The following is a 24,874-nucleotide window of genomic DNA, read 5'->3' on the forward strand; positions in this document are numbered from 1 at the left end:
ATTTACGGGGATACAAAAATGTTAATTAATTGTATGTGATATCCACAAATGTCTTCGCGGTAACATTCCCTGCGGTGACAGCGGGTGTGGACGTATTCGCCTTATAAGCCACTTTAAATTTCAGTGATGTATCTCCGGTAGTTAATGCCTGTGACACGGAAGACTGACCGCCGTTGATATCCACCAGCGTTGTTCCGTTATTTTCTAAAACAGCCACGCCGACGCCGGTTGCCGGGGTCGCAGCATTGGTGTTTTTCAAAATGGAATTATCAACCGTATCGGGCGTGCCGCTGAAGGCAACACGGGCGTTTTTCATCGTTGAGGTATCACAGTCTTCGAGATCAATGGTGAAGTCAGTCATACCGGCATAGCCGCCAGCCCCGGAGAAAGAATCCGGAGTAACGTTAGGAAGCGTCATCAGGCCAGATGTGCTGGCAACGTTATTAAAACCTTTCAGAGAGCAGGCTGATGCCGTCACTTTACCGGTAAAGGTAATGTCACCATCTGATGCAAGAGAAGCCAGCGGGGTCAGCCCGAGGATGATAAGAGTGAGTGCTTTAATTTTCATAGCAATATTTCCTGGAAAAGAGAGAATGACATTCCGTTAAACAGAGGACGATTGATTCACGGCATGAATAACGGCGATGGGTGGATTGTAGTGGAATAAATAATTTAGGAAATACGCAATGTTTTAATTCGGCATTAAGAAAAACGAAATACCCCTGACAAATAACATAATCTTAACTTCACAGATATTTCTGAAAAGAGAACGTGTTTTCTAAAATAATTCATTAAGAAATATGAGATTGTCATTCATTCTTTAATCCCTGCATTATTGACCATTATTTTGCAGCTGGGCAACACGGAGAACGACAATGAATATCACCTTTCTGGGATGTCAGAAAGAGTATGAGGAATGGTACATTTTACTCATTAACGCCGGGGTAGATGACTTCCCTTCCCTGCTCAACCCTCAGGAAATTGAAGCCGCACTGGCTGAAAACATGCCAGCAGCCTTTCCCTGCATGGCTTACATCCAGAAAAACGAAACCAATTACCTTGATGAAGAAATTGTTTACGTTTATGAAGAAGAATTTTCAAAATGGATGCATCTGATGGGGGCAGACAAAAGATAACTAAGTCATTGGTGCTACAATTAGAATCACTCCAGATGTCAGCCAATGAGGTTGGAAATGAATGACACGAATCACAAGCGCCCTGTCTCCCTTAAGATCAGGAAATTCGATCTTAACCTGTTAATGGTCTTAGATGCGGTTTACACCACCGGCAGTGTTAAAAATGCGGCCACTTTGCTCAATGCCTCCTCACCCAGCATCAGCCAGTCCCTGCAAAAACTGAAAGATTACTTTGGTGATCCCCTGTTTTTGCGTGACGGGCAAAAGCTGAAAGCCACCACCATCGCCACCAGACTACATCTTACGATTAAGGACAGCCTGGAAACGCTAATCAGCAATATTGAAGATTTTGAAAATGATGAGTACCACAATCAGCTCGTCATTCAGTGCCCGGTATACTTATCGCTGAAAATCATTCCGATTATCAGCGAGTTTTTCGCTAAAGAAAAAATAAACTGTGAAATTGTCCATCGGGTCAGCGACAACATGGTTGACAGCTTTAGTGAGTCGTTATCACTTCGCCAGGTCGATTTAGTGTTTGGCGTCAGTAAAAACCTCGGGCTTTCTACTCAGTCCTTCCTGATTGGTCAGGAAGACCTGGTGTTTATTTGCAGAAAAAATCATCCACGCCTTCACACCGAACTTCGTGAAGAAGACATCCCGCAAGAAGTCTTTGGTTACATCCATACCGACGAATTACCGGCAATCACATCCCGCAAAAATATTGAAAATAACCTGATGTCAGGACGAAGCTTTTCTCTGAAAAGCCCTTCTTTCATGTCTATCCTCAGCCATGTTTCTTCTTCAGATTCGGTGGCTATTGTTCCCCGCTGGCTGGCTGAGCGTTTCATAGATGCCTTTGACATCAAAATTCTTACCAGTGAAATTCCCTTGCCCGTTGTGGAAATCGCCATGAGTTATAATAAAAACAATCTTAATAAAAAGATGAACAACCAGCTTTTTAATTATCTTAAAGAAAATTTCCGCGCCTGAGAGGGGATCTCAGATCTTTGAGACAATACGATTATTCGAACTGAGAGTTCAGCCACCATAAAAAGAAAATCTAAACACAGTTTCCGGCAGTCCGTTTTTGATTAAAAAAACGCGGACTGGCGCTGTGTGTAAGCAGTTCTGGCTATACTTATCCTGCCCGGCTCAGAGGCGTTATTCCTGGTGGTCATTCCCGTTTAGTCCCCGCGGTTTTCCGGAGTTATCAGCATGACCGAAATCGGAGTTGCTTTGCTGGTGTTCACGCTGTTGCTGGCCGCCACGCTGGTGGGCATGGTTGTCCGGCCCTTGTTGCCTGAGGAACATAAAGCGCACGAAACCGTACAGCTGGTGCAACTGGTCATCGGGATGCTGCTGACCTTCGCCGCGCTGGTGCTCAGCCTGATGACAGCGTCGGCGAAAAGTAACTTCGATACGCTGACCAATGATTTTCGCAGCTACGCCGCAGACCTCATTCAGCTTGATGTCACATTACGCGATTACGGGCCGGAGGCTGACGCTGCGCGGTTAAATCTGCGCCTTTATACCGCGGCCGCGATTGCCAGTACCTGGCCCGCAGATGTAAAACCCGCGGCCACCGTCACACAGAAAACAACACCGCCCGAAAATATTCAGGATCGGTTAGAGGATTATCGGCTTGGCGAAATGCTCAATATCGCGGAGCGACAGGTGCGTCAGTTACCGGCGCAGGATCCGTTGCAGAAACGTGTGATGGAAGTGGCGCTCAGCCAGTTTGACCGGCTGATTCAGGCGCGCTGGCGGCTGATTGAAGTCTCGCACAGTTCGATGTCACACCCGTTCTTTACCATGCTGACGTTCTGGCTGATGATCATCTTTCTGAGCTTTGGTCTGATTGCCCCGCGCAATGCGCTGGCGATTGTCACCATCACCCTTGGCGCGTTATCCATCGCTTCCGCTATTTACGTGATTGTCGATCTGGATTCACCCTTTACCGGCCCTATCATGATTTCCAGCCAGCCGATGCAGGAAGCTTTGCAGCATTTACTGCGCTGACAGGCTATACCAAACTTGCCATCGCCAGATACGCTGTCACCGCATTGCCCGGCTCCTGTACCCGGCTCACCATCACCAGATTGGCGGTCAGTTCGGGGGCGTTCAGGCTGCGGTAGACGAGGCCGGGAATATTCACCTGTTGCAGCGGCGCGGGGATCAGCGCCAGCCCGAGCCCTGCCGCCGCAATCGCCAGAACGCTCAGCGTGCTGTTTGAACTGTGCGCCACGTTAAAATTTTCTCCCAGCCGCTGCGCCAGCAAAATATACAGATTTTCATGCGTATCGTGGGCGTCATACAACACCAGCGGCTGTCCGGCGAGCATGTCCACGGTCAGCTGCGGATGCACGGCTAAAGGATGATCGTCGCACAGCGCCGCCATGATTTCCCAGTTTCCGGCCAGCTGTACCCTGATTTGCGGATCCGCCGTCGTGCTGTTATCCGGCGTATAACCGATATCAATGCGACCGGTCAGGATCGCCGTCACCTGCTGCTGTGGCGCGATTTCCTGAATAATCACTTCGGCATCCGGATGGGCCTGGCGGAAACGACGTAAATCGGCAATCATTTTGCCGCTGAAAATGGCGTTACCCGCAAAACCGACACGCACCCGCCCCGTCTCGCCGCGCATCGCGCGTTCCACCTCCAGCCGCGTATGTTCCACCTGTTCCAGCGTCAGCCTGGCCTGTGCCAGTAAAAGTGTTCCCGCTTCAGTCAGTTCCACCCGACGGCTGGTGCGGATAAACAGCGGGCCGCCCAGCTCCGTTTCCAGTGCTTTAATCTGCATGCTGAGTGCTGGCTGAACAATATTGAGCCGCCCGGCGGCGCGGCCAAAATGCCCTTCTTCAGCCACGGCCACAAAATAACGTAAGTGTCGGAGTTCCATTATTGCCTTATTCATCATTAAAAATGATTATTCAGTAAAATCTATCTATTTGAGTTTAACGCGGAACCCCGCCAGACTGAATCCCTCAACGTAAAAGGATCCCCAAAATGCACACTCAACCACTGCAAGACCGTCAGGCGCTGAACGACCTCATGAATGGCTGGATGCACCGCGATCTGGGCGAATGGGAACAGTTACGTAACCTGTTCCATCCGGACGGCACCATAGAAATCACCTGGTATGAAGGGCTGGCGAGCGGTTTTGTCGATGGCTCGATGCGGATGGGCGCGTCAGATTTACGCACCAAACACATGATCGGCTCACCCGTCGTGACCTTTAACGAACGTGGTGACAAAGCGATTCTTGAAACCAATGCGATGATCATCGCCGAAAACGTGAAACTGAATATCGGCTGCGAATGCCACAACCGCTTCTACGATCTGGCAGAAAAAAGAGACGGCGTGTGGAAGCTGTTTCACCGTCAGAGCGTCTACGATATGGGGACGTTCACCTTCCCGCTGGGGCCGGTAGAAATTGACGCAAGCATTGCCGCTAAATATCCGCGTGAATATGCGGCGCTGGCCTGTCTGCTGGAACTCAGCGGGTTCCCGCTCAGCCGCGTGTTTGCTACCCGTGGCAGTGAACTGGAATCAAAAATGAAAGCGGACGCTAAAAAGTGGCTGGCGGTCTGACTGTTCAGTCAGAATAAAAAAGCAAGGTGACAGACGCAGGTCTGCACCTTGCTGCGTTTCAGACCGGTAAACTCATCAGACCCGGATACGGTAAGTGTGTACGTTACCCGCCGCCTGTCTGATGGCATCGGCAAGTTGTTCGGTCAGATCTTTATGAGGCGAATACGCATATGGCGGTTTTTCGACGCCGGGCATAAATCCGCAACCATTTAAATCTCCGGTTTTCTGATTAAAGACAGAACCGGAATCCGCCAGAAACTCCCCGCCAAAACCTTTATATAATTTACAGTGGTCAGTCAGACCTTTGACATCGAAGACATTATACTCCGAGAGCGTGCGTGAATTTTTCCCGACGCCGAAGCTGTACTGATATTTATATATCGGATCAGAGGTATTGTTATCAAACACATTATTATAGAGATGGATATTACCAAAGCGGACGCGTGGCGTGCGCTGCACAATACGGCTGAAATTATTATCATGAAACGTCACGCGTAATTTGCCGGTATCTTCGGCGTCATTACTGTCGCTGTGGCCGATTAAAATCGTCTTATCATGTAATGTAAACAGGCAATTCGAGACGGTAATATAATCGGACGCCCGTTTGATATCGAGGGAGCCATCATGCTGAACGTATTTCCAGCCATCGACTTCTTTATACATGTCCATGGTGAAACGCCCGTCAGTGAAGGTCACGTGACTGACCCAGACGTGATCAGCGCGGATAATACTCAGCCCGTCCCATTCGGCATTCCAGCCATCGCCCTCCTCGAATTGCGGGTCAACATCTACCGGGTTTTCAATGAAAATATTGTGGATAATCACATTGCTGACATCCTGAACCAGCAGCGCGCTTTCGATAAATTTCGCGTTATGGTCTATGCCGATGAGTGTGGTGTTGCTGCCCAGAAAAATGCGGCCACGCCGGGACTGATCCTGCCGGTTCACGTAGGGTACGCCTGCGCTGGCATCAATCACACCGCCCACCCAGATGCGCTTTTTGCGGTCGCCTGATGCATCGATAGCCTGCCGGAGCTCTGCAATCGTCGTGACATAATATTCGAGTTCCGGTTTTTCTCCGCCGCCGGTGGTTCCCCCTGCCTGCGATGCCCATCCGTCAGGAGTTTGATACCAGGGTTCATGTGGTGGAATATGCGTGATGTTGTCCATAATAAATACTCCCTTTATTTTTCAGATAAAATGAGGATCCTGTTTCTTTATTGCTGTCATCTCTTTTATATGTTTTATATTCCCGGCGAGTCGTGCGTAAAGTCACAATTAACGAAATACAGATAATTTATTTCATTGGAAAACTCCCAACATATAACAACTAAGAATAAGCGTGCAATAAATAAGGACGCATCCTATGCCTGTGGCTTTATTCTGAAAATAAGGGTTTATCCGGATCTGTTTATTGACATTTAAATTCTGACCCCTGTATTCACGTCCCGGAATAAAAAAAGGCGCTACCCTAAGGATAACGCCTTTCCTTTCAGAAACAGTGTTTCTCAGTTTACCAGTTCACATCAATAGTCGCAGCGGCTGTCGCCGGGCCCGGTTCGGCGGTCGGACGCGGACACAATACCCATACCAGCGGATCTGACCACGACTGGGTGGAGGTCAAAGTGTGCAAACCAAACGCGCTGCTGTCCATGGGAACCGATGACGCTTTGTTGGTACATCCGGCATCGGTGGCAGCATTTACCCCGAGGAATCCGCGGATATCCCCCGACACGCTTGCATCTGCCATTGAGGTTATCGGCAGCGTGTACTGATCGCCAGCCTGTGATTTCGGCGTGAAGGAATAGCTGACATCCGTGCTGATCCCGGCGTCGTTGGTACAGTTCACATTCAGTGCCGACTGTACCGCAATCCCCTTCCCGCCGGTCGCCTGGCCCGGAGTGACATCACCGAAAGCGATCACCGCCGCGGTATCCAGCGCACATTGTGTACGGGCGATGGACAGGTTGCTGAAGTTGAGCACTGACTGCTGGTTGGTGCCGCTGGTTTTATGCAACTGGAGATACGTGGTCGGAAGCGCACCGGGTGCGGCGGTCGGTGAAACATAAATCCCGTAGGTGACATTCATCGCGGCGCTTCCCCCGGTCAGCGCGTAGAAATTACCGCTGACTGTACGCTTAAGCCCTGCACAATGGGACGTGGCGCCGGGGCTGAGCCAGTCGGCGGTGATCGCTCCCTTGCTGTCCCATGAGGCAGAGTAGTTATCCGTAGCAACGTTGGCGGTCGCGTTCGGGGTGCCCGTGGTTGTCGATGCGGCCAGGTTACCGGACAGGATAATCAGCACACCCGGCTGGATCTGGTATCCCGACCACCCGTCTACCGTCACATAGGGCTGACCGGCAATATTACACGTCGCGCCATTCGAATCCGTGGGGGTGGACTGCCAGGCCGCCAGTTTCCAGCCCCAGCTGTAGTTTAATGCCGTGTTCGCACTATAAGGTCCGTACTGGGATGTGCCTATTGATGGCGTCCAGGTGCCCAGCTTTGTGTATCCGTCGCCGATAACCTGCGCTGAAACCGGAGTACAAGGCACCAGTAAAATCGCAAACAGCCATTTTATCCAGGGTTTACCCGTAGCTTGAGTGAAAAAATGGAGCAGCGAGCCTGGGGCTCGCCTGGTCAGATTGCCGGTTTCAGGCCGGTTAACGATGTGAGAGAAATCAGACATACTTCTTTCCTGTATAAACATAATGTGGATAGGTGAGTAACAAAACCTGCCCTTCAAAAGTGGAGTCCCCACTCAGGTTCAGCGGCACTCGCCGTTAAGCTGGATAACCGGCATCTGCGCGGTTGGCTTCAGCCCTTCAAGGTTATAACTGACGCGGCACTGCTTATCGTTGCCCTTACCCCAGGTCACGGACAGCGCGCCTTTTTGCGGTAAGCCGGTCATATAAACCTGACCGTTATCACCGACGATGCCGGTCGTTTCGTCCTGGGCCGTTTTGTCCAGTAACGAGACGGTTGCGCCAAATGGCACCATGCCAGCCCCGGCAGTGCGGGTCAGGGTCATTAACACCTGATAACCGATACGGGTAGCAAAGTCGGCCTTCACCACCGCGCCGTTCGTCGGATACACGGTTTGCTGGTTTTGCGGCAAATCGACGTTGTCCGGCAATGTGCTCGGATCCAGACCCACGCTGTTACGGGTGTAATCGGACAGATAAGGCACTATCGCATAACCGCGTGAGTCGGTTTTTCCGCTGCCATTTGACAGATCTACGCCGCCGGCACCCGGTGCGCTGACCAGCGCGACAGAACTGCCGAGAGGACGTGACAATGTCACGCCTTCACCGTGTACCACCGCACCGCCGTTCATGTTGACGTTCATCGAACGCATGTCACCTGAGTAGCCGTAACCGGCTGACACATTGCCTTTACTGCCCTGATAGCCCAGATTCAGGTTGCTGTTACTGACCTGATCCTGATTTCCCCAGCCCTGCATCACGCTGTAGGAGAGCGCGCCATCTGCGTTACTGCCGGAAATTCCGGTCTGGTTCTGCGTGCGGCCTTTGTTGTCATGCGTCATCTGAGCGCTGGCGTAAGTGTTTTGCAGCGCGGAGGATGAGCTGAAGATGCTGAACGGCACGCTCAGGTTGAAGGACACCTGACGGTTCTCAGGCCAGTCGCCGTTGCCTTTCATCCGGTCAACGGTGTAATAAAGGCCGTAGCTGACGCCCCGGTAACTGCCGTTATACCCTGCCGAAAGGCTGGTCAGCGTTTTGGTCGATCCCCAGTAATCATCACGGTTGGCGCGCAAACTGACCGAACCATAATTGCCCAGTTGCTGAGTCACCTGCGTCTGGAAACTGCTGCGACGGCGGCTCAGCGTCCACGGCGAAACGTCATCCTTCTGCGCATATCCCATGCTGTTGTATTCCGCGAAACTGTAATAATTTCGGGTGGAATAGCGCAGCGCTGTCAGGTCAAAGGACGTGCCGGTAGTCAGCATGCTTTTGGAGTAACGCATACGCCATGACCCGCCGGTCTGGCGATCGCTGTCTTCAAACTTCGCCTCAGAGAATGTCCCGTCGGCGGAAAACGCCCCCATATCCCCGAGCGAAAGGCCGCTGCCCAGCGTCAGGGCACTGTAGTTTTGCGAGCCCAGCATGCCGCCGTACAACGTCAGGTTTTTAGGCAAACCGTAAATCAGCGTGGCGAGCACAAACTCTGACTCGCGCGAACCCTGCGTCATGCCGCCGTTATAACGACCGACAGTGACCTCATATCTGACGCCACCGGGGCGCAGCATCACCGGCAGTGAAGAATAAGGCACCACAAAACTGTGTACGCTGCCGTCGGCTTCGGTGACTGATACGTCGAGGTCTCCGGCGTTACCTGCCTGATAGACATCTTTAATTTCAAACGGACCGGGTGCGACGTACGTTTCATACACCACATAGCCGTTCTGACGCACGGTGACGCGGGCATTGCTGTTGGCGACGCCGGTGATCTGCGGAGCAAAACCACGCAAACGGGCAGGCATCATCTGCTCGGTAGAACTGAGCTGGATCCCGCGGAACGGCACCCCATCAATCACGTCGCTGCCGGTGCTGGATTCCCCCATCGTCAGACGGGAACGCCAGTCGCGGATATCGCGTGACAGATAGGTGTTAGAAAAACGCGTGCTGTCGCTGTTATTGCCGCCATCCGAGTCGGAATGGCTGTGCGTGACGGTACTGCGCAGACGCCATGCGCCGAGGTTTGCACCGGTCTGCACGTTGGCAAACAGGCTGTTGTTCACGCGGGTATCGCTGTTGAGCGTCTGTTCGTTACGACCGGCACTGAGGTTGTAGTTAAACAACATAGCCGGGATACCGTCATCCCATTGCGACGGATCGGTCTGGCTGTCCCTGCCCGGCTGCATCGCCACCTGCGGAATGCTGACATCCAGTCGCAGGCGCGATAAGTCAAATTTGACGGTGGATTGCGGGATCAACGCCGGAAGATCTTCCACCGGCTTCTCTTTCGGTAAGCCTTTGAACGCAGGCAACTGATCCACGTTGACGCCCAGCGTGTTGAGCAGCGCCGGCGTCAGTTCCGGTGCGATAGCGCCCTGCGCGTTTTTGCTAAACACCAGTGTTCGTGAAACCGCTTCGTGCTGGTTCACGAAAATAGTCACCGGATAATTCCCTTCAGCCACGCCGCCTGCCTCGGAAAACGCAGACAGATCGACATCCGATGCGCCGGTGCCCAGTGAAAGTAATTCAGGGTCAAAATAATCCGCCGCCCAGGTGTTCTGGCAACTCATTAATACAAACAGCGCAAGCGTTTTGCGCGGGAAGGCGCGGATGTGGCCTGCCATTCCGTTAGTCCCTAAACAGGATGTCAATGTCTTACTCAAGGTCGTTCCCTGCTCTGCAATAATTTATTAGCTGTTCCGGATATGCCGGTCATGCGATCTGATGGCTTACAATGTGTCTTTGCACAATCACTTGTTTTATAACGTTTTGCGCTGCACTGGCGTTGGCCGGCTGTCTTCTCCGATCACCTGCCATTCCACCTCATTACGCGCCCCTTTCGGCACCGGATAACGCTGCTGCCCTTTTGGCGGAACCAGCGTGCGCAGTGTGGCGGCAGGAAGCGCCTGGCCTCCCACTTTCAGCTGGCTGAAATTGAGGTAAAACGGCGTCGGGTTATCCACCACCAGCGCATCGCCTTGCAGACTGAAACGAAGCTGCTCTGACGCCTTTGTCACACCGCCTGCCGGTAAACCCGCCGGGCGATAAAACAGTTTCATGTTGTTCACCACGGCGACGACCAGCTGTCCCCCGGTCTGGCTGGCTTTATCCGGCGCCGACGGAATGCCTTTCACCGAAAGATAAAAAACGGATTCCCTGTCCTGCGGCAGCGACGAGCCGGTCTGGCGCAGTCGCAACGTCAGCGGTTCGCCGGGAGCGACGCGTTTGAGCGGCGGTGTCACCAGCAGCGGAAGCGCATCGCGCGGGCCTTTGTTGTCTTCTTCGGCCACCGGCAATCCGGTCGCCTGATCCAGCGGGCGTACCCACGACTGCATCAGATAGGCGCGGTGAGTGTTGTTGGTCATTGACCAGGTAATGCCTTTGGTTTCAGAAGCCGGATACACAATGCGGAACTGATTGATCGACAAGCCGTCAGGGTGTTCCTGCGCGGCCAGACACGGCAACGCCGCGGCCAGCATGGCGATGAGCAGCGGCACTTTCAGGAAACGCTTCATCATTTGCTCCCGCCCTGCACCGGCGCAGTGAACAGCGGGCTGTTACCGCCGTAATCATTGATCACCGTCCACTGCGCCTGCCGCACAGCCCCTGTTACCGGATAACTGGCCTGTGAAAAAGGCGCAATCATCGGCACAACATCGCGCACCGCGACATCACGACCGTCAAACGCCAGACGCGAAAACGTCAGGTAATAAGGCGTCGGGTTTTTCACCTCAACGCTGCCATCCTGAAGATGGAACGTCAGGCGCCCCTGCGCTTCTTCTGCCGTCATAGCCAGACCCACCGGGCGATAAAACAGCTTGATGGTGTTCTGAATGCCGACGGAAATACGCGCCGCCAGCGAGGCCTCTTGCGCGTCTTTCGGTTGCGTCATGGCCGGCACGGCGATCGCGGTGAAATAAAATACCGATTCACGATCGGCAGGCAGCGCGCCATCGCCCTTGCGCAAAATCCGCAGGCTGTTTTTGCTGTTTTCTTCCAGCCGGAACAGCGGCGGCGTGGTCATAAAGGGTGCCGCTTCACGCCCCTGCGGCGAACCGACAACCGCAGACTGCACCAGATAGGGCCGCGAACCGTGGTTTTGGATCGTCAGCGTTTGCGCACTGTCGGTGGACTGGAAAATGACCCGCGTCCGGCTGAGGCTGATCCCGTCACCGGCGGCGGCAGCGTTGTGAGTCAGCGTCATCATTAACCCGGCGCACAGCAGCACACGGCGTAAAAACAGAGGAATAAAATGCACAGGAAGCCCCTTACTGATAGACGAAATCGAAGGTGACGCTGGCATTTAACGTTCCCCCTTTGGTGGCGGCGTCGTTGCATTGGTTGCCACAGGACAACGCTGCTTTCAGCGCAATGCTGGCGCTGCCACCGTCAAAGCCGGACCCATCCAGCGCTACCGGCAGCACGGTGGTGTTATCCACCACGTCACCCTGAGCGGTGACAATGCGCACCCCGTAATTCACCACCTGAGAAGTCCCCGGTTGCAGGAACAAAAAATCTCCCGAAGCGGTGTTGCCGGTACCGGAGACTTTCACGCCCGGTTTTTGCACTGCACCGACAAAACCGGCGCATTGCGTGAGGGTGATCGTCAGCGGCAACGGATTCGCCAGGCTGTCTCCGCTGCGGATCCCGGATGACTGCACCGAACCGAAATCCAGCGCAGGGGGGGCAGAAACCTGACAGGTGGGCGCCTGAAACCTGGCGGTGAATTGCACATCTGCCGCCCCTGCGCGGGCGGTTATCGCCAGCAGACACAGACAAAAGGCAGCCCTCAGAGCGGTCAGGTGCCCTGATAAAATGTTGTGATTTTTCATTTTGTTTATCTGTAGAAAGCGTCAGGGAAAGATAAAGGCAAACGTGATTTTTGCGCTGACCGTTCCGGCATTCAGCTGCGGATCACCGGCGCCCTGCACAAGTCCCACGGAAAAGGGCTGCACAAAACTGCCGTTATCCTGCGTCAGGGCGACCGTGTCGCCGGGTGCTACTGTGCCTGTGGCGTTATAAAAATCTGTCAGGTTGTTCAGCGTGCCCTTTTTCAGCATGAAACCGACGAACTGCGCCGTCGAACTGGCCGCGCGGTACAGCCGGGTGTCACTAAGCTGCGAAGATTCACCGGTCACGGTCAGTGACGGGGCTTTGCCCTGCATCCCTTCGCAGTTTACGTTCACGCCCAGCGGAAGGATCGCTGCCGTACCGCTGCTGAATTGCGAAACGTCACGGTTCGGGAACGTGATGGTCGCGGTATCCACTGCGATCTGGCAATTGCCATCTACCACCGTGGCTTTCATGTCCGTGGTCGCCGCCTGTCCGCCAGAGATGCCGCATAGCATCAGCAAAATGCCGGATGCTAAAGGCTTAGTTAACCGTGCCATGGAACGTCTCCACTCCACCAAAATCGTTGATTGCTGCCCATTCTGCTTTGCCCTGCCCGGCGGTCACCGGATAGTGACTGGCAGAAAATGGCGCAATCATACTGGTGCCTTTAATGACATCGAGTCTGACTGCCTTACCATCCACCAGCAGTTTGTTCAGGGAAATATAATAAGGCGTCGGGTTTGTCACTTTGATGCCCTCACCCGCGCGGGAAAACTGTAATTTGCCCATGGCCGTTTTATGCGTCATCGGCAAATCAGCCGGACGGTTAAACAGCTTCAGCGTATTTCCGGTGGCAATTTGCAGCGTTCCGCCTACCGTATTGTCATTATTATCCTGTCCCGCTTTACTGGTCGGGATTGCCATAATATTCAGATAAAAAACGGACTCTCTGTCGCGGGGTAAATTATTTGTTTTTCTCAGGATACGGAGTTTATTGGTGGTATCCGGTTCAATACGAAATAATGCCGGCGCAGGCATAAAAGCGCTGTCCGTTGATTTAGCGGTCAGACTGTCTGAAATGCCGACATTAATAAGATAAGGTTGATTATGGGAACGGTTATTAATGTCAATGCTCTGACTGCTATCAGATCCTGCAAAAATAACGCGGGATGCACCGATGCCAATACTGGCTAATACCGGCTCGCTCAATAACAGACTCAGGCTTAATACAACGCCCAACTTGCGGTAAAACTTCATAATATTCTCTGTCCGTTAAATGAAAAAGAGAGGCTAAAAAGTCCCTCTCTTTTTTTACTCAGTGTCGTACCAGGGATCTAAACTCTTAGTTACTCACGTAAGAGATTTTGATCGGAGCGGTATATGCGCCTGGCATTACGTTGGTAGCATCCATGACGGCCATACCTGCGGTGAAGGTATAGTCCACTGCGCCGGTAGCGTCAGCGGTCAACGGAATGCTGGTGTTGTTTTTAACCTGAGTGAGGTTGTCTTTCTGAGTCAGCATGAAACCCGCTGTCTGGTTAACATCGCTCAGGAACAGGTTGTCAGTGCCAGTGGTAACAATGCCGGAAACCTGCAGTGCGCCTGTTTCGTCTTCGCTACAATTTTTCAGGGAAACCAGCAGCGGCTCCTGACCAACTTGTTGCTTAGCGGTAGTGAACGCAGATTTTGAGAAAGAACCCACGTTCAACGTTGCAGCACCATTATTTGCAGTCACTTCACAAGTGGTGTCTACAATAGTACCCTGCAACTGGACGTCAGCCTGAGTTGCAGCCTGAACCTGACCAGCCATACCCATAATCAGAGCAACGGGAGCAAGGGCGATAATTTTTTTCATTACAAAATCCTTCATTAGATATATGTGTTATTACAATGGAAATACTTAACTTCAGCCTGCCTTGGCTGATGCGGTAATAATACGTTTGCGAAGGGTTTCCGGATATCAGAGGGAGATTATTTTAATGAAGGTGCCAGACTACGGCTGTAGGATGAAGAATATTTCAAGGGGGTAATTGTTTGAAAGGGCTGAGGAGAAAAAAATATAACGGAATCATCAGATAAAATAAAGCCATCGTAAAAGGATGGCGTAAATTAAATAATAGGTTGTTGCCGTTTTACCGCGTAAGTACCCCAGTTGCCGTTCCACGCGTTTATTTGAGATTTCCAGTCTCTCAGCCGGTATTCTTCCGGCGTCAGGATATTCAGGGATTCATGGGGCCGCTCGTGGTTAGATTCTGCCCGCCGGTGTTCCGAGCATAAAATCAACCGACCAACTTTGGTTGAGTGCTTCCGGCGTTGCCAGAGGCGCTGAATCTAGAAAAGCCCGCTCAGGAGACTAAGCGGTTTTATTATTTTCCAGGGGCAGCCCTAAGCGGTAAACAGGAACCCGCCGCGTGGTGCCTGTCAGATTATCGAAGGCTTCGGCCTCAGCGGTGGAAATTCTCATACCGGACTTTCTCAGCGTTGAGATGTCAGCGGCGATGCGCTGCATACCAAACCAGAATAAACCATCAAGCGCGGTAACAGATAAACCGGCTTCCAGCGCCAGACGCAGACGTTCACGCGGCGCTTTAACCTGTTTTGCAATTTCCTGGTACGCGGCAGTGGTCACGCCATCCGCCGTCACGCGACGGATCCGGTGGGTGAAGCGGTAGCGAAAAGCATCGGGGACATTGTTCAGATCGGCCCTGATGCTATACACACAACCATACCGGCTTTCGCTGATGGTGACAGGTTTGCGGCCTAACGGCAGCGTTTTACGCAGTTGATCTATCAGCTGCGGGGCACGGATCAACTGGAGACGAAACGGTATTTCAAAGCTGGTAACGTAATCAACATTCAGCAACGCAATGTGCAGCCGCTCTTCACTTCCGGCTTTTATCTGCCGGCACTCTTCTGTCACCTCCGCCCACTGCTGCGTTAGCCGGGGGGATTCGTCTATTGCTGCAAATTGGTATTTTTCGATCTGATAGTCGATACGTTCACTCATCATTATTCCCCGCACATGTCTGTCATCAAACCGTATAAAACTAAATCACATACCGGTGTTTACGGGACAGAAATATCGTTTTTTTGCTCTTTTAACGGTAAAACGCCCTACCCGTTATATGCCCTGATTTACGCAGACCGGGACACCGTTTACTGCCTGCGTTTCCATTCATCCACAACATCGCCCAACGTCTTTGGAATATCATTGCGTATCCATGCCATGAAATCACGGTTGAACCGGAAGTCCTCTCCGCAATGTTCAGTCATGAAACGACGAACGTTTTGCGTGTTTTTATACTCTTTATCGACGATTGTAGCGGGTGTGAGTGATGCGCTGTGCCAGTCCGTTTTCATCGGTCCTGCTCCTGAAAAAGCCAATAAGGGGAAAGCCATTAACCTTAAATCAGCTGCTTTTTATTTTCCATATCACCGTAGTATTTTAACGTCCGCCTTAAACAGTCCAGTCAAACAACAAATTAAAGTTTTCTCCAAAAATGCCGATAACTTCCCTGAGAGTTCTTTTTTGCTGCATTAAACAGGAGAACGAAATGGATGTATCGCAAATTGCTTCACTGGCGACCGGGCTTGATAATTTGGATCTGAGCAACAAAGTTGACACCCTGATGTTGAAAAAGACGCTGGATAACCAGCAGTCAACCGCTGCCAGTCTCATCGAATCGATCCCGCAGCTACCTGCTAATCCGGCGATCGGGCGCAATATCAATATCACCGTCTGAACCCGCTTTTCACCTGTTCACTGTTGATGAATGCACCGCGTTTTCAGCAGTGTCAGTTTCTGACTCTCCGTCACACGCAGAGCATTGGGCGACTGCGCCGTTATGGGATATATTACGGTAATCTCTTTATGACAGGTAACATCGCCAATGGCTCTGATCCCAAAAAACTACGCGCGCTTAGAAAGCGGATATCGTGAAAAAGCCCTTAAAATCTATCCCTGGGTCTGCGGACGCTGCACGCGGGAATTTGTTTATTCAAACCTGCGGGAATTAACGGTTCACCACATCGATCACGATCACACCAACAACCCGGAAGACGGCAGTAACTGGGAATTGTTGTGTCTGTATTGTCATGACCATGAACATTCAAAATACACCGAAGCGGATCAGTACGGCACCCGCGTAGTCGCAGGCGAAGACGCACAAGATGATGTGGATGCGGCAACCTACAATCCGTTTGCCGATTTAAAGTCGATGCTGAATAAGAAGAAGTAGTTTTAGATCTGTCCGCTTCTGTGGCAAAACCGCCAGAGATAACACTCCGGGTATCTTGTCGTTGAGAAGCGGATGCTACAGAGGTAACGCTTTCAGGATAACAGCGAAATCTTCTAAAACTCCACAGTAAGTTAGCCGTCCCGAACTATTAAAGATTAATTACACAAGGAGGCCTGCGTAAATAGCCTCCTTTTATCATGCTGTGTGACTATCGTAATCAAATTATTCCAATAGTTCTTTAGGGTTTATTATTTTTTCTTTTCTTTCATTTAAGCCACCGTTGATGGCTATCCTGTTGAGATGATCTTCAATGAATTTTTGGCCTTGTTTTGACAGCATGCTTATGTCATTATTTAAAATCACAATATCCCTGTTAAGTTCCATTAAAAAATTATTCGCCGTGTTGATAATATTCGAAAGTTTTACATCTACGGCCTTAATGAGAATATTCTGGGCAGCCACATTATCACCGAACTTGTTTTCAATTTCGAGGAGTTCGCTCATGGCTCTATTCATGGCATCATCCTGGAGATCTCTATATTGCAATGTTTTACTATGGACGAGATCCTGAGCCTTTTTCTTGAGGTCAAGATGCATTTCACCAATAGCCTTTATTGTCTCCGTATTAAGAATAGTTAATTCCTTTTGATACTTTTTGATAGCATCGGTAGTCATCATCATGCGCTGGAAATCATTATCTTTTACAATTTCCTCAAGGTCAATTAACGCTTTTCTTACGCCCGTTTCTTCTTTAATCCTTAGCTCTACCTCAAGCTCTTTCATCCGTATTGTTCTTTCGTGATCTGAATTCCTTTCAGTTTCGTTGCGTTGATGTTCCCAACGTTTTGATGGTTCTCTGATCAGATCACTTACCGCATCTAACGGCGCTTTAACTAAATCTATAATAACGCTTCCAAATTTACTAAACATACTCATTTAAGTCTCCTTTTGTTCCTGTTGTTAGTCTTTCCATTTCTCTCTCAAAGAGTCGGTTATCTTTAATGATAAGGTACTTCAACTGAGATAGGTTGAGTGATGATTTCTCTTCCATATTTATAAGCAAGTCTAGAAATTCAATCTTCGTAGAAGCCAAATTTTTATAGAAAATAGAAGAGGATATACTTTCATGCACAGAAGATTCCTCTTCAGAGAGCAAACATATTAATCTTTTAATGGCTGAATTATAAAAATCAGAATGTATTGAACTGGTATCTTCTTCAGGAAAAAGAAAGTGAGTATTTATAAATTGCGTCTTCTCTTTTTCAAAGAGAAGTTTCAGACCCATTTCATTTTTCTCAAATAAAAAAAGATTTGAGAAAAAATCGACAGAGTGAGTTGTTGTTCTCAATATAAGTTTTTGTCTCGATTGACGCAAAAGTTCAAGAACTGATATCAATTCGCAATCAGCCATAAATTACCTCACTGATCTAACGTATCTTTTTCTTCTTTTGCCATATCTCGTATTTTACCAAGACTATTTAAGGTCCCTTCATCAACCAGTCCCTCACTGACATCTAAGCTTTTTGTATAGCTGCTTACCAGTTCTTTGATCCATGAAGCTGCGACCCTGTCATCAACCTGAGAGTTCTTTAACGTGTTAGAAACTTCATCAAGTACCCCGGAGAAGAATTTTGCACGTTCTTTTCTTAAGTCCTCCTGTAAAGTGCCGGCAAATTTTATTTCCTCTTTAAATTCTTTGAGTAATTCGAGGTAGTTTCTCTCGTACGTGTAAATGACATTCAGACGTTCCTTTAGAAACTCCAGACTCAGGGTGTTAGTTAACTCACTGACTAAATGGTTCTTAAAAAGTCTAAATTGATATTCATTTTCTTCATTCTCAAGATTGAAAAGGGTAATTATATCGGAGATGCTATTTTCAATTTTCTGCTCAATGTCTTCGCTCATTCCTTAACCTCTTAGTTGATAATTGACTGTTAACAAAACTTTGACGGCTTCAGGCTTTAAATAAAGTCAGAGCATTCAAATTAGTTTATGTAAAAGCTATTATCGGCATCCCCTTTGAAATCTTTAGTTTTTTTATCAAATATATCGTCGCGGCACTTCAAGCCCCCGAAACCCTGCGCCGGTTGCTGCAGGCTACAACGCCGGCTGGCTGGGAAAAACGGACTATCCGCAAGTAGCAGCGAGTTACGCTATGCGCTGGCGATTGATCAATTCCGTGCCAGGAATTACCCCCGGCGCTTTTCTATTCCATCATCATCCAGCCAAAAAACAAAAAAGCCCACCCAATCTTCCCGGCGGGCTTTCAACTTAATACTTCAACTCACCCCATCTCAAATATCAAAACGGTCCAGATTCATTACTTTGGTCCAGGCGGCGACGAAGTCTTTCACGAATTTCTCTTTCGCATCGCTGCTGGCGTAAACCTCGGCGCTGGCACGCAGAACGGCATTCGAGCCAAACACCAGATCGGCGCGGGTGGCGGTGAATTTGGATTCCCCCGTGACGCGGTCACGACCTTCGAAACGTTCACCGGTGGAATCAGTGGCTTTCCATTCGGTGCGCATATCGAGCAGATTGGTGAAGAAGTCCGCGTTCAGCTCACCGGTTTTATCCGTGAATACGCCGTGCTGGCTGCCGTCGAAGTTGGTTCCCAGCGCACGCAATCCGCCAATCAGTACCGTTAACTCCGGTACGGTCAGCGTCAGTTGCTGGGCCTTGTCGATCAGGAGATTTTCAGTCGAGGTTTTGCCGGTATCACCGCGATAGTTGCGGAAACCATCGGCTCTCGGTTTGAGCAAATCAAACGACTCAACATCGGTCTGATCCTGACGCGCATCCACACGCCCCGGCGTGAACGGGACGTCGGTGTCGACGTTAGCCGCTTTCGCTGCTTTTTCCACACCCACGACGCCCGCCAGCACAATCACATCCGCCAGCGACGCTTTCGGATGCGACTGCTGAATGGACTCCAGCACAGGCAACACGCGCACCGCTGCGGCGTTAACATCCCATTGTCTTTGCGGCAGTAACGCAAGACGCGCACCGTTTGCCCCGCCGCGTTTATCACCGCCACGGAACGTCGAGGCCGATGCCCACGCCACCGACGCCAGTTCGCCCGCCGTCAGGCCGGACGCCGCAATCTTCTCTTTCAGCACGGCGATATCAGCAACGGTCGGATGATAAACCGGCACCGGCAACGGATCCTGCCAGATTAAGTCTTCTTTCGGCACTTCCGGCCCGATATAACGCGCTTTCGGCCCCATATCGCGGTGGGTCAGTTTGTACCAGGCTCTGGCAAATGCTTCGTTAAAGGCCTGAGGATCGCTGTGGAACCGGCGCGAAATCCTCTCAAATTCCGGGTCAAATCGCAGCGTCAGGTCAGTGACCAGCATGGTCGGTTTGCGTTTTTTCGAAGTATCGAACGGATCAGGAATGATATCCGGCGCATCGGCCGCTTCAAACTGAATAGCGCCCGCCGGGCTGCGGGTCTGCACCCACTCATATTTGAACAGGTTTTCGAAGAAATAGTTGCTCCACTGGGTTGGCGTTTGCGACCAGATGACTTCCAGACCGGACGTGATGGCATCCGGCCCGGCACCGCTGCCGTAGCTGTTTGCCCAACCCAGACCCTGCGCTTCTATCGGAGCGGTTTCCGGGTCAACGTCCACATGGCTGGCTTGTGCGGCACCGTGAGTTTTACCCAGCGTATGGCCACCGGCGATTAACGCGACAATTTCTTCATCGTTCATGCCCATATTGCCGAACGTGGCGCGGATGGCCGGAGCCGCAGAGGCCGGATCACCGCTGTGGTTCGGGCCTTCAGGGTTGACGTAAATCAGCCCCATTTCGGTGGCGCCCAATGGAGATTTGGCAAGTTCTTCAGGATGACGATGTTCCAGCCAGGTGGTTTCGTCGCCCCAGTTCACATCCAGATCCGGTTCCCAGACGTCTTCACGCCCGGCACCAAATCCAAAGGTGCGGAAACCGGAATTCTCCAGCGCGACATTACCCGCCAGAATATAGAGATCGGCCCAGGAAATTTTTTGGCCGTATTTTTGTTTCACCGGCCACAGCAGGCGGCGCGCTTTGTCGAGGCTGACGTTATCCGGCCAGGAGTTCAGCGGTGCAAAACGTTGCTGACCACGGCCTGAACCACCACGGCCATCAACGGAACGGTATGTCCCGGCGCTGTGCCATGCCAGGCGAATAAAAAGACCAATGTAGCTGCCCCAGTCCGCAGGCCACCAGGGTTGCGACTCGGTCAGGACGCCTTTGATATCGGCTTTGAGCGCGGAGTAATCTAATTTGGCGAATTCTTTGCGGTAATCAAACGCCTCGCCCAACGGGTTTGAGCGGGCGGAATGCTGGTTCAGTAAATCGGTTCTGAGCTGGTTTGGCCACCAGTCGCGATTGCTTGTCCCGCCGCCAGACGTTTCATTCGTTTTTCCTGCATGAAAAGGACATTTACCGCCGGAGGCTTCACGCTCTGCTTCAACAATGGGTTTTGCGTCGTTTGCTTCTTCATCAATAGAACTGCTCATGCTCACACTCCTGTTATGTAGTCTCATTGCTACTCTATACGCGGATTTAAACCAGTCACATCTGGAACATCCTATGCATTTGATAGACCTTCCCTTCTGATCTCAGCGTTCGTTCTGTGAGTTTCCACAATTTCTGAATCCCGACACTGATTATAGAATAGCCAGTTAAAGTAAAAGGCTACTTTGCCGGTGTCGCAAAATGAAAAAAGCCCGCGCATGAGATTGAGCGGGCTTTGGGTTTTTTATCTTCACGCAGCGCCCTTAGCGCGCAGAGGCCACCGGCTCCGCAGGCAAAATGGCTTTCAGCAAATACCGTGTGTATTCATGCTGTGGCTGTGTGAAAAGTGCCCCGCTTTCCCCTTCTTCGACGATTCTTCCCTGATACATCACGCCGACCCGATCCGCGACGTGCCGCACAACATTTAAATCATGCGAGATAAACAGATAGGCCAGCCCGTATTCGCGCTGGAGCGACATCAGCAAATTGAGAATTTGCGACTGAATCGACACGTCCAGCGCGGAAACCGGTTCATCACAAACGATCAGCTTTGGACGCAGGATAAGCGCCCGAGCAATGCCGATACGCTGCCGCTGTCCGCCGGAAAACTGCTGCGGATAACGCCCGGCATCGGTGGCATTGAGCCCGACCTGTACCAGCATTTCCACCACAGCCTTCTTCCGTTGATTGGCATCTTTTACGCCATGAATAATCAGCGGTTCTTCGATGCTGTAGCCCACGGTACGTTTCGGGTCAAGCGTTGAAAGCGGATCCTGAAAAATGATCTGAATGTCTTTGCGCAGGCTCCGCCATTGTGCGGCGTTGCGCGTCAGCAGCGGCACGCCGTCAAACTCGACTGTTCCACCTGAGGCGGGCGTCAGCCCTAAAATTGTGCGTCCGGTGGTGCTTTTCCCGCTACCAGACTCCCCGACCAGCGCGTAGGTTTCCCCGGCATGGATCGTGAAACTGACACCCTGTACGGCGTGGACGCTGTGGCCGCGCCGGTGAAAGGTTTTCGACAAATTATCGACCCGCAGCAGTGGCTGGCTCATGACGGGGATCCTGTGTTTTCAGCGTACCAGCAGCGCACCTGATGGGGCGCGCCACCCAGCGTACGTAGCGGCGGCGAGTCTTCAAGGCACCGCGTAGTTGCCCGGGAGCAGCGTCCGGCAAAGGCACAGCCCTGCGGTAAAGCGTCAAGTGCCGGAACGCTGCCGCGAATTTCATCCAGCCGGGATTTGGGTTCCCGACCGGCAGATGGCCGTGCCGCCAGCAGTGCCCGCGTATACGGATGACGCGGATGTTGAAACAGCGTCACAACGTCCGTTTCCTCCACCACTTGCCCGGCATAGAGCACGACGACGCGCTGGCAAAGCCTCGCCACCACGCTGAGATCGTGCGTGATAATCACGATACCCATCGCAGACTGCCGTTTGATGTCATCGAGCAGATCCAGAATCTGCGCCTGAATGGTCGCGTCCAGTGCGGTCGTAGGCTCATCGGCAATGAGCAACGAAGGCGCATTGGAGACGGCTATCGCAATCATCACGCGCTGACGCATCCCTCCCGAAAGCTCATGCGGATAAGCGCTGGCGCAGCGTGCCGGTTCGGGGATCCCGACCTGTTCCAGCAGGCTGATAACTTTTTCCCGACGCTGCTGCCGCTTCAGTGACGTATGCAAACGCAGGCTTTCTTCAATCTGAAAGCCAATGGTGAAAACCGGATTTAAACTGGACAGCGGATCCTGAAAAATCATTGCGATATCACGACCGCTGCGCCGCCTGCGGGTTCCTGACGAAAGCACATCCAGCCGTTCGCCGGAAAGTATAATTTCGCCATCAACCCGGCTGGTTCGCGGCGTCAGTAACCCCATCAGCGCCTGCGCAGTGACGCTTTTACCGCAGCCGGATTCGCCGATAATGCCGAGTGTTTCATGGCGCCCAACGTCAAAAGAGACATCGCGCACCGGCGTCACCACGCCTTTTGGCGTCGCAAAGCTGACCTGCAAATTATTCACCCGCAGCAGGTGTGGTTCGTCGAGAGGATCAGCCACGCTGTGCTCCTTTTTTCAACTGACGCATGACGCGCACAGGCAGGGCTTTCAGGCCCGGTTCCGCGCCGTCACGCAAATCATCCCCGATGATATTGAGCGCCAGAATCAGCAGCACGATGGCGATCCCGGGAAAAAATGTCATCCACCACGCAGTGAAAATCACCGCTTTGCCTTCCAGTAATAAATTACCGAGGCTTGGCGTGGGCGCAGGCACGCCGGAGCCGAGAAAACTCAGCGCCGCTTCCGTCAGGATCGCCACCGAAAAGACCCACGTCACCTGCACAATTAGTGGCGAAATGACATTCGGTAGCAGGTGCAACCAGATGATGCGCCCGGACGACGCGCCCTGCGCCCGCAGCGCTTCAATGAAATTTTTCTCTTTGACCACCATCGCCGCGCCGCGGATAACACGGGCTATCGACGGCACATACACCAGCGATAACGCCAGCACCACATTGGCGATATTCGGCCCCAGCACGCCGACAATTGCGATCGCCAGCAGTAATGAAGGGAAGGCAAACAGGCCGTCGCACACACGCATCAGAATCAGGTCCAGCGGGCGGAACCAGGCGCACAGCAGCCCGACGGTCAGCCCCGTAAATCCGGCAATCAGCGCCACTGCCGCACCGACGGACAGTGAAACGCGTACCGCCACGGCAACGCGCACAAACAGGTCCCGGCCAAAATTATCTGTGCCAAACCAGTGCGCAGCATCCGGCGGTTTAAGGCGGCTTAGCGGGTCAATACTGTAGGCGTCGTAAGGGCTAAACAGGCTGCTGCAAAATGAGAGCAACACAATCGCCACCAGCACGCCGCACCAGAAAAACAGCCTGGTATTGTTATGCAGCATCAGTTTTCACTTCCTTCAACGGACAGTCGCGGATCGGCCAGATAACTGAGCACATCAACCAGCAAATTGATCAGCACGTAGCAGACGGTAATCAGCAGAACCACCCCCTGAATCACAGTAAAGTCGCGTCGTTCAATGGAGTCCACAATCAGTGAACCGATACCCGGAATACCGAATACACTTTCAATGACAATCGTTCCTGTGACCAGCGAGGCAAAAGATTCACCGCAAATAGTAAGCACCGGGATCAGCGCGTTTTTCAACGTGTGACGCAGCAAAACCAGAGATTCCGGTACGCCTTTGGCGCGGGCAGTATTGATGTAATTCTCCTGCAAAACGTCGAGCATCACCGCGCGTGTCATGCGCGAGATCAGCGCCGCAATGCGAAACCCCAGCGCAATCGCCGGAAGCGTCAGATACCAGAGGTTGAGCAACCCGTCATCGTTGGTGGAACGATAACCGACCACCGGAAACCACCGCAGCCTGACGGCGAAGACAAAGATCAGGAACAGCCCCAGCAGGAAACCCGGCACCGACATTCCGAACGTCGCCAGCGACCGGATCACCCTGTCTGCCAGCCGTCCATGTTGCCAGGCGCTGACCACGCCCCCCGCCAGCCCGAAAGTAAGCGCAATCGCCAGCGCGTATAATGCCAGCGACATCGTCGGCGCGAGGTGCTGCATAAACAGGTCGGTAACGCTGGCATTGAGAAACAAAGAGTGGCCGAGATCACCGGAAATCACCGCACCAAACCAGCGCACAAACTGCGCCAGCAGCGGCTGATCCAACCCCATCTGCTGGCGCAGCGTTGCGATATCCTGCGGGCTGGCATCGTTACCGAGGATCACCAGCACCGGATCACCCGGCGCCAGATGTACCAGGCAAAACACCACCAGCGATACCACAAACAATACGGGCAACAGCGCCATCAGCCGGTGAAACAGAAACCACTTCATAAATCTCTC

Annotated in this window: 27 protein-coding genes; 6 read left to right on the plus strand and 21 right to left on the minus strand. The window is 52.0% G+C overall.

Annotated elements, in window-relative coordinates:
* Window positions 1-25: 25 nt before the first annotated feature.
* Window positions 26-568 carry a fimbrial protein gene (locus M2403_RS00110; protein WP_152325996.1) on the minus strand — a complete coding sequence of 181 codons (543 nt, stop codon included), beginning with the start codon at window positions 566-568 and terminating at the stop codon, window positions 26-28.
* A gap of 307 nt (window positions 569-875) precedes the next feature.
* On the opposite strand from M2403_RS00110, the gene M2403_RS00115 reads away from it, so the two are divergent.
* From M2403_RS00115 to M2403_RS00125, 3 genes are all read left to right on the plus strand, one after another.
* Entirely contained in the window at window positions 876-1,136 is a 261-nt protein-coding gene (locus tag M2403_RS00115) for a hypothetical protein (protein ID WP_152325995.1), read from the plus strand.
* Between the two features lie 57 nt (window positions 1,137-1,193).
* On the plus strand, window positions 1,194-2,129 hold the full coding sequence (locus M2403_RS00120; protein ID WP_259228014.1) for a LysR family transcriptional regulator: 936 nt from the start codon (window positions 1,194-1,196) through the stop codon (window positions 2,127-2,129).
* 225 nt (window positions 2,130-2,354) lie between these two features.
* On the plus strand, window positions 2,355-3,158 hold the full coding sequence (locus M2403_RS00125; RefSeq protein WP_259228015.1) for a hypothetical protein: 804 nt from the start codon (window positions 2,355-2,357) through the stop codon (window positions 3,156-3,158).
* 4 nt (window positions 3,159-3,162) lie between these two features.
* Here M2403_RS00125 and M2403_RS00130 read toward each other — a convergent pair whose 3' ends face one another.
* Complete coding sequence (locus M2403_RS00130) at window positions 3,163-4,041, minus strand: LysR substrate-binding domain-containing protein (protein ID WP_259228017.1); 879 nt, start codon at window positions 4,039-4,041, stop codon at window positions 3,163-3,165.
* Between the two features lie 107 nt (window positions 4,042-4,148).
* On the opposite strand from M2403_RS00130, the gene M2403_RS00135 reads away from it, so the two are divergent.
* Window positions 4,149-4,733, plus strand: coding sequence for a nuclear transport factor 2 family protein (locus M2403_RS00135; RefSeq protein WP_152325991.1), 585 nt, complete (start codon window positions 4,149-4,151; stop codon window positions 4,731-4,733).
* Window positions 4,734-4,808: 75 nt separating this feature from the next.
* On the opposite strand, the gene M2403_RS00140 is transcribed toward M2403_RS00135, so the two are convergent.
* The 11 genes from M2403_RS00140 to M2403_RS00190 all read right to left on the minus strand — a co-directional run bounded on the left by M2403_RS00140 (window position 4,809) and on the right by M2403_RS00190 (window position 15,625).
* The gene (locus tag M2403_RS00140) at window positions 4,809-5,903 is read right to left on the minus strand and encodes a polysaccharide lyase family 1 protein (RefSeq protein WP_259228019.1); all 1,095 of its coding nucleotides are present in this window, start codon (window positions 5,901-5,903) and stop codon (window positions 4,809-4,811) included.
* Between the two features lie 343 nt (window positions 5,904-6,246).
* Entirely contained in the window at window positions 6,247-7,422 is a 1,176-nt protein-coding gene (locus M2403_RS00145; RefSeq protein WP_259228021.1) for a hypothetical protein, read from the minus strand.
* A gap of 78 nt (window positions 7,423-7,500) precedes the next feature.
* Window positions 7,501-10,095, minus strand: a complete 2,595-nt coding sequence (locus M2403_RS00150) for a fimbria/pilus outer membrane usher protein (protein WP_259228022.1) — start codon at window positions 10,093-10,095, stop codon at window positions 7,501-7,503.
* Window positions 10,096-10,191: 96 nt separating this feature from the next.
* Window positions 10,192-10,950 carry a molecular chaperone gene (locus tag M2403_RS00155; protein WP_152325988.1) on the minus strand — a complete coding sequence of 253 codons (759 nt, stop codon included), beginning with the start codon at window positions 10,948-10,950 and terminating at the stop codon, window positions 10,192-10,194.
* Window positions 10,947-11,735: a molecular chaperone gene (locus M2403_RS00160; RefSeq protein ID WP_208950747.1), complete on the minus strand. Its 789-nt coding sequence runs from the start codon at window positions 11,733-11,735 to the stop codon at window positions 10,947-10,949. Before M2403_RS00160 ends, M2403_RS00155 begins: the two co-directional genes overlap by 4 nt.
* Entirely contained in the window at window positions 11,701-12,165 is a 465-nt protein-coding gene (locus M2403_RS00165; protein WP_259228029.1) for a fimbrial protein, read from the minus strand. The genes M2403_RS00160 and M2403_RS00165 overlap by 35 nt, the downstream gene beginning before the upstream one ends.
* 120 nt (window positions 12,166-12,285) lie before the next feature.
* Window positions 12,286-12,822, minus strand: a complete 537-nt coding sequence (locus M2403_RS00170) for a fimbrial protein (protein ID WP_254302937.1) — start codon at window positions 12,820-12,822, stop codon at window positions 12,286-12,288.
* The gene (locus tag M2403_RS00175; protein ID WP_217152628.1) at window positions 12,806-13,522 is read right to left on the minus strand and encodes a molecular chaperone; all 717 of its coding nucleotides are present in this window, start codon (window positions 13,520-13,522) and stop codon (window positions 12,806-12,808) included. The genes M2403_RS00170 and M2403_RS00175 overlap by 17 nt, the downstream gene beginning before the upstream one ends.
* 85 nt (window positions 13,523-13,607) lie before the next feature.
* Window positions 13,608-14,120, minus strand: coding sequence for a fimbrial protein (locus M2403_RS00180; protein ID WP_208952352.1), 513 nt, complete (start codon window positions 14,118-14,120; stop codon window positions 13,608-13,610).
* A gap of 498 nt (window positions 14,121-14,618) precedes the next feature.
* Window positions 14,619-15,272 (minus strand): helix-turn-helix domain-containing protein, encoded by a 654-nt coding sequence (locus tag M2403_RS00185; protein ID WP_208952354.1) that lies wholly within the window; start codon window positions 15,270-15,272, stop codon window positions 14,619-14,621.
* A 149-nt stretch (window positions 15,273-15,421) separates the two neighbouring features.
* Window positions 15,422-15,625, minus strand: coding sequence for a DUF6434 domain-containing protein (locus tag M2403_RS00190; protein ID WP_208952351.1), 204 nt, complete (start codon window positions 15,623-15,625; stop codon window positions 15,422-15,424).
* Between the two features lie 194 nt (window positions 15,626-15,819).
* Between M2403_RS00190 and M2403_RS00195 the strand changes: the two genes are divergently transcribed.
* Together M2403_RS00195 and yajD are read left to right on the plus strand one after the other, a co-directional pair.
* Window positions 15,820-16,008 (plus strand): YjfB family protein, encoded by a 189-nt coding sequence (locus M2403_RS00195; RefSeq protein ID WP_152325981.1) that lies wholly within the window; start codon window positions 15,820-15,822, stop codon window positions 16,006-16,008.
* A gap of 147 nt (window positions 16,009-16,155) precedes the next feature.
* Window positions 16,156-16,503 (plus strand): HNH nuclease YajD, encoded by a 348-nt coding sequence (yajD, locus tag M2403_RS00200; protein ID WP_152325980.1) that lies wholly within the window; start codon window positions 16,156-16,158, stop codon window positions 16,501-16,503.
* Between the two features lie 222 nt (window positions 16,504-16,725).
* Here the strand turns inward: yajD and M2403_RS00205 are convergent, their stop codons facing one another.
* From M2403_RS00205 to M2403_RS00240, 8 genes are all read right to left on the minus strand, one after another.
* Window positions 16,726-17,439 carry a hypothetical protein gene (locus M2403_RS00205; RefSeq protein WP_259228039.1) on the minus strand — a complete coding sequence of 238 codons (714 nt, stop codon included), beginning with the start codon at window positions 17,437-17,439 and terminating at the stop codon, window positions 16,726-16,728.
* Complete coding sequence (locus M2403_RS00210) at window positions 17,426-17,914, minus strand: hypothetical protein (protein ID WP_259228041.1); 489 nt, start codon at window positions 17,912-17,914, stop codon at window positions 17,426-17,428. Before M2403_RS00210 ends, M2403_RS00205 begins: the two co-directional genes overlap by 14 nt.
* An 8-nt stretch (window positions 17,915-17,922) precedes the next feature.
* Window positions 17,923-18,408 carry a nickel transporter gene (locus M2403_RS00215; protein ID WP_152325977.1) on the minus strand — a complete coding sequence of 162 codons (486 nt, stop codon included), beginning with the start codon at window positions 18,406-18,408 and terminating at the stop codon, window positions 17,923-17,925.
* A 389-nt stretch (window positions 18,409-18,797) separates the two neighbouring features.
* Window positions 18,798-21,008 carry a catalase/peroxidase HPI gene (gene katG / locus M2403_RS00220; protein ID WP_259228044.1) on the minus strand — a complete coding sequence of 737 codons (2,211 nt, stop codon included), beginning with the start codon at window positions 21,006-21,008 and terminating at the stop codon, window positions 18,798-18,800.
* A 261-nt stretch (window positions 21,009-21,269) separates the two neighbouring features.
* Entirely contained in the window at window positions 21,270-22,058 is a 789-nt protein-coding gene (locus M2403_RS00225) for an ABC transporter ATP-binding protein (RefSeq protein ID WP_217152310.1), read from the minus strand.
* Window positions 22,055-23,059, minus strand: a complete 1,005-nt coding sequence (locus tag M2403_RS00230; protein WP_152325975.1) for an ABC transporter ATP-binding protein — start codon at window positions 23,057-23,059, stop codon at window positions 22,055-22,057. The genes M2403_RS00225 and M2403_RS00230 overlap by 4 nt, the downstream gene beginning before the upstream one ends.
* Window positions 23,052-23,909 carry an ABC transporter permease gene (locus tag M2403_RS00235; RefSeq protein WP_259228047.1) on the minus strand — a complete coding sequence of 286 codons (858 nt, stop codon included), beginning with the start codon at window positions 23,907-23,909 and terminating at the stop codon, window positions 23,052-23,054. The genes M2403_RS00230 and M2403_RS00235 overlap by 8 nt, the downstream gene beginning before the upstream one ends.
* Window positions 23,909-24,865 carry an ABC transporter permease gene (locus M2403_RS00240; protein ID WP_208950442.1) on the minus strand — a complete coding sequence of 319 codons (957 nt, stop codon included), beginning with the start codon at window positions 24,863-24,865 and terminating at the stop codon, window positions 23,909-23,911. The genes M2403_RS00235 and M2403_RS00240 overlap by 1 nt, the downstream gene beginning before the upstream one ends.
* Window positions 24,866-24,874: the final 9 nt, after the last annotated feature.

This window comes from Rahnella sp. BIGb0603, assembly GCF_024808755.1.
In the GTDB taxonomy this organism is placed as follows: Bacteria; Pseudomonadota; Gammaproteobacteria; order Enterobacterales; family Enterobacteriaceae; genus Rahnella; species Rahnella contaminans.

Coding starts and splice junctions, on each gene's coding strand:
- M2403_RS00180 (WP_208952352.1), bottom strand. CDS start 14,120: ATGAAAAAAATTATCGCCCTTGCTCCCGTTGCTCTGATTATGGGTATG.
- M2403_RS00215 (WP_152325977.1), bottom strand. CDS start 18,408: ATGAGCGAAGACATTGAGCAGAAAATTGAAAATAGCATCTCCGATATA.
- M2403_RS00155 (WP_152325988.1), bottom strand. CDS start 10,950: ATGATGAAGCGTTTCCTGAAAGTGCCGCTGCTCATCGCCATGCTGGCC.
- M2403_RS00210 (WP_259228041.1), bottom strand. CDS start 17,914: ATGGCTGATTGCGAATTGATATCAGTTCTTGAACTTTTGCGTCAATCG.
- katG (WP_259228044.1), bottom strand. CDS start 21,008: ATGAGCAGTTCTATTGATGAAGAAGCAAACGACGCAAAACCCATTGTT.
- M2403_RS00125 (WP_259228015.1), top strand. CDS start 2,355: ATGACCGAAATCGGAGTTGCTTTGCTGGTGTTCACGCTGTTGCTGGCC.
- M2403_RS00145 (WP_259228021.1), bottom strand. CDS start 7,422: ATGTCTGATTTCTCTCACATCGTTAACCGGCCTGAAACCGGCAATCTG.
- M2403_RS00240 (WP_208950442.1), bottom strand. CDS start 24,865: ATGAAGTGGTTTCTGTTTCACCGGCTGATGGCGCTGTTGCCCGTATTG.
- M2403_RS00235 (WP_259228047.1), bottom strand. CDS start 23,909: ATGCTGCATAACAATACCAGGCTGTTTTTCTGGTGCGGCGTGCTGGTG.
- M2403_RS00205 (WP_259228039.1), bottom strand. CDS start 17,439: ATGAGTATGTTTAGTAAATTTGGAAGCGTTATTATAGATTTAGTTAAA.
- M2403_RS00115 (WP_152325995.1), top strand. CDS start 876: ATGAATATCACCTTTCTGGGATGTCAGAAAGAGTATGAGGAATGGTAC.
- M2403_RS00160 (WP_208950747.1), bottom strand. CDS start 11,735: ATGCCAGCGTCACCTTCGATTTCGTCTATCAGTAAGGGGCTTCCTGTG.
- M2403_RS00175 (WP_217152628.1), bottom strand. CDS start 13,522: ATGAAGTTTTACCGCAAGTTGGGCGTTGTATTAAGCCTGAGTCTGTTA.
- yajD (WP_152325980.1), top strand. CDS start 16,156: ATGGCTCTGATCCCAAAAAACTACGCGCGCTTAGAAAGCGGATATCGT.
- M2403_RS00170 (WP_254302937.1), bottom strand. CDS start 12,822: ATGGCACGGTTAACTAAGCCTTTAGCATCCGGCATTTTGCTGATGCTA.
- M2403_RS00190 (WP_208952351.1), bottom strand. CDS start 15,625: ATGAAAACGGACTGGCACAGCGCATCACTCACACCCGCTACAATCGTC.
- M2403_RS00225 (WP_217152310.1), bottom strand. CDS start 22,058: ATGAGCCAGCCACTGCTGCGGGTCGATAATTTGTCGAAAACCTTTCAC.
- M2403_RS00185 (WP_208952354.1), bottom strand. CDS start 15,272: ATGAGTGAACGTATCGACTATCAGATCGAAAAATACCAATTTGCAGCA.
- M2403_RS00120 (WP_259228014.1), top strand. CDS start 1,194: ATGAATGACACGAATCACAAGCGCCCTGTCTCCCTTAAGATCAGGAAA.
- M2403_RS00140 (WP_259228019.1), bottom strand. CDS start 5,903: ATGGACAACATCACGCATATTCCACCACATGAACCCTGGTATCAAACT.
- M2403_RS00135 (WP_152325991.1), top strand. CDS start 4,149: ATGCACACTCAACCACTGCAAGACCGTCAGGCGCTGAACGACCTCATG.
- M2403_RS00130 (WP_259228017.1), bottom strand. CDS start 4,041: ATGGAACTCCGACACTTACGTTATTTTGTGGCCGTGGCTGAAGAAGGG.
- M2403_RS00110 (WP_152325996.1), bottom strand. CDS start 568: ATGAAAATTAAAGCACTCACTCTTATCATCCTCGGGCTGACCCCGCTG.
- M2403_RS00195 (WP_152325981.1), top strand. CDS start 15,820: ATGGATGTATCGCAAATTGCTTCACTGGCGACCGGGCTTGATAATTTG.